The sequence below is a fragment of the Endozoicomonas sp. ONNA2 genome (assembly GCF_024606365.1).
Taxonomy (GTDB): Bacteria; Pseudomonadota; Gammaproteobacteria; order Pseudomonadales; family Endozoicomonadaceae; genus Endozoicomonas.
The window spans coordinates 1-1,927 of record NZ_JAHHPO010000839.1 but is presented as its reverse complement, the minus strand read 5'-3'; the positions used below and the strand labels follow the sequence as shown (position 1 = coordinate 1,927).

Here is a 1,927-nt window from a genome sequence, read left to right as displayed (position 1 = left end):
CTTCTCCATAAACCGCTTGAGCTGCCTTGGCTGTTCCTGCTCTTCAAGAAGTTTGATTACGTCTTCCTTAGACTTGGTAATAAGACCGGGGCTTGCGGACTTATCAAGTAACGGAGCAAGAACTCCATCACAAAGGGTTTTAATCGATTTATACCATTTTACAGATCTCTCTTTTTCTGCTTGTCGGCATTCTTTATTTCCAAAGATTGAACCCTTATGATTGCCCAAAATAACCTTTCCAAAATCACGCAACTTTCTTGCTATGGGTGACAAGCCCCTTTCTTTAAAGAATTCGGCTTCATCAGAATTTGATATGATATTAAAGTTGGTTAGCTCTGAATTGAACGCATTTACCAAATCGTTCAAATCAGAAGGCAAATCATCGTATTGGTAATCGACCATCAGTTTATCCATTGGATGTACCAATACAGCTCTGGTCCCGGAGAAATTTTCAACAAGCGTTCCCGTCCGCTGGTTCACAGCTCTTTGAAATTGAGGTATTTCATTAGGGAACTCATAATTTATAAAACTCAACATACTTTGAACTGGTTCGCTGCGTTTTTCCTCAGGCAACGCCATGACTTTTCTTTGAAAGGCTTGAGCAATGTCGACTAATGAGTAGCTGTCAGGCACAGACTGGGCTGGATGGCAAGACCGGTCTGTGTTGGTAGTTGCTGGTAACATGCGATTCTTCTCATAGAGTTAATAGATATTCAGAATTGACTATGGACTTTTGTCAATGCTGGATTTCTCTCAAAAATGGCCCATCAATAATTTTCATTATTTTTCCCACCCGGCCGTGTCGTAAAACGGCAGTGCCAAGCTTTGCAGGCTCATTTGAGGTCAATAGTCAGGACACGATTAGTAAGACAATCAGTTTGGCAATAAGTTCTATATTTTGTGAATGCCCCTGAATTAAGTACTTACCTTTTTTCCGACAAGCTTTTAATAAGCTCGTGCTGCTCTGTTGAAAATTTAATAAAAGGCTTTTCGGGAACGAATTGATAATACTTAAATAACAACTCCAGGGTGTCCAGGAAAATTGCCAGGTCCCCGCTGCCGATAAAACTATCGAAAATCAAACCGCTCAAGTGGGAACTGGCTGTTTTATCATAATAACCTTTTCCTATAAAAGATATTAAGCTATGAATCCGGATACATTCATTTCCTTTATAAAGCTTATGTTTTTCATCAAGTTCATTCAGAAAATCAATTCCTTTTTTCTTTTCGCTAGCCTTATGATCAAGGCTTGCTGAATTATCCAGTAACTGACCCAGAACTCCCTCACAAAGGAGCTTAACCAGGCTGTGCCATTTTTTAAAATCTCCTCCTGCTTTAATTGCTCCAGTTTCAGAGCTTACACAATTCATAAAATCAAATAAAGCTTTTACTCTATATGGCAAGCAAATTGAGCCAGGAGTGTCAGGGTTTTCAGGATCTTTCAACGAATCATTAACAGCGGTAAGTATTCCATTAAAATATTCTATCAGTTCATTCAATTCAAAAGGCAGTGCAAAGTATTGGTGATCAGTCATCAGCTTCTTCAATGGATGTATCAATACAGCGGGGGTCTCAGAGGAATTATCAGCAAGTCTCATCCTGCGTTCATTCAAGGCATTATTGAATGCAGATAAATCATCATGGTATTTGGTACCTATCTGATTCATTATGTCATGTATATAATTTCTGCGTATTCTTGGCGGTAGTGACTTGACTGTTGATTGAAAGTTGTTAGCTAAACGTTTAGCACGTTTTGATCTGCCAAGCACAGAAGGTACAGGGTAAGCACTGGCCGATGGGGCTGGGTTAGCTCTGGAATTTTCAGGCGACATATTAGTCTTCTCATACCTTAATCAGTTAAAAGATATTCAGGGTTAAGTAGCTGGCCATATGGAATCGAATATTTCTGGCTACTTGGGCTGGTACT

General features: G+C 39.5%; 2 protein-coding genes. Both read right to left on the bottom strand.

Translation table 11 applies throughout. From position 1 onward, the window contains the following. Positions 1-684: hypothetical protein (locus tag KDK14_RS14935; RefSeq protein ID WP_257265969.1), on the bottom strand; the 684-nt coding region annotated here is incomplete at its 3' end. Positions 685-923: 239 nt separating this feature from the next. Then, positions 924-1,832: a hypothetical protein gene (locus KDK14_RS14930; protein ID WP_257265968.1), complete on the bottom strand. Its 909-nt coding sequence runs from the start codon at positions 1,830-1,832 to the stop codon at positions 924-926. Positions 1,833-1,927: the final 95 nt, after the last annotated feature.

Bases quoted from the DNA above. Each gene is read 5' to 3' on its own strand.
- KDK14_RS14930 (WP_257265968.1), bottom strand. From the start codon at position 1,832: ATGTCGCCTGAAAATTCCAGAGCTAACCCAGCCCCATCGGCCAGTGCT.